The sequence below is a fragment of the Catenulispora pinisilvae genome, from assembly GCF_015356865.1.
GTDB lineage: Bacteria > Actinomycetota > Actinomycetes > Streptomycetales > Catenulisporaceae > Catenulispora > Catenulispora pinisilvae.
On sequence record NZ_JAAFZA010000565.1, the window covers coordinates 1 to 647 of the forward strand.

Here is a 647-nt window from a genome sequence, read left to right on the forward strand (position 1 = left end):
GGGGTGGCTCCTTTCTTTGTGGGGCGTGAGGTGGCTCTATGCGCTCCACAGCCGCACCACCTCGCCGCCGTCCCTGATCTCCGCAGCCACCCCGGGCCGCCGCTCGGCATCCCCCGAATGCGTCGGCGCGCCCATGCCTGTACCTGTGCCTGTGCCTGTGCCTGTGCCTGTGCCTGTGCCTGTGCCTGTGTCTGTGTCCGCACCTGTGCCCGCGTCCAGCTCCGCGCTCCACTCGCGCACCGCCCCGTCGGCCGCCGGCAGCCACAGCCGAGCCGTGCGCTCCCGGCCCGCGGCGCCGCGGCCGCCGGCGACGACCGTGACCTGCCGTCCGGTCAGATGCCCGGTGCCTTCGCCGAGCCCGGACCACGCCGCGTCCGTCAGCCGCAGCCGCAGATCGGCGCCCGGCCAGTCACCGGCCACCACCAATGCCGCACCGCGCTGGCGGACCGTGCGCCGGATCCGGGCCCCGATGCGCCGCACCTGCTCACCCCCCGGCCGGCGCGGCGGCCGCACCAGCACCAGGTCCACCGCACCGGCCAGCACGGTCACCGCCTCGGCCCACCGCTCCCCGGGCTCGTCCAGCATCAGGAAGCGCCCGAGATCGGCGCCCATCCCCGAGGCCGCCGCGATCCCGAACGCCGGCAGTC

At 76.0% G+C, this 647-nt stretch carries 1 protein-coding gene; it reads right to left on the reverse strand.

The window, feature by feature from the left end; translation table 11 throughout:
* Window positions 1–36: 36 nt before the first annotated feature.
* A partial coding sequence (gene imuA' / locus IZR01_RS49440) for a DnaE2-dependent mutagenesis accessory factor ImuA' (protein WP_194927920.1) occupies window positions 37–647 on the reverse strand: 611 nt, incomplete at its 5' end.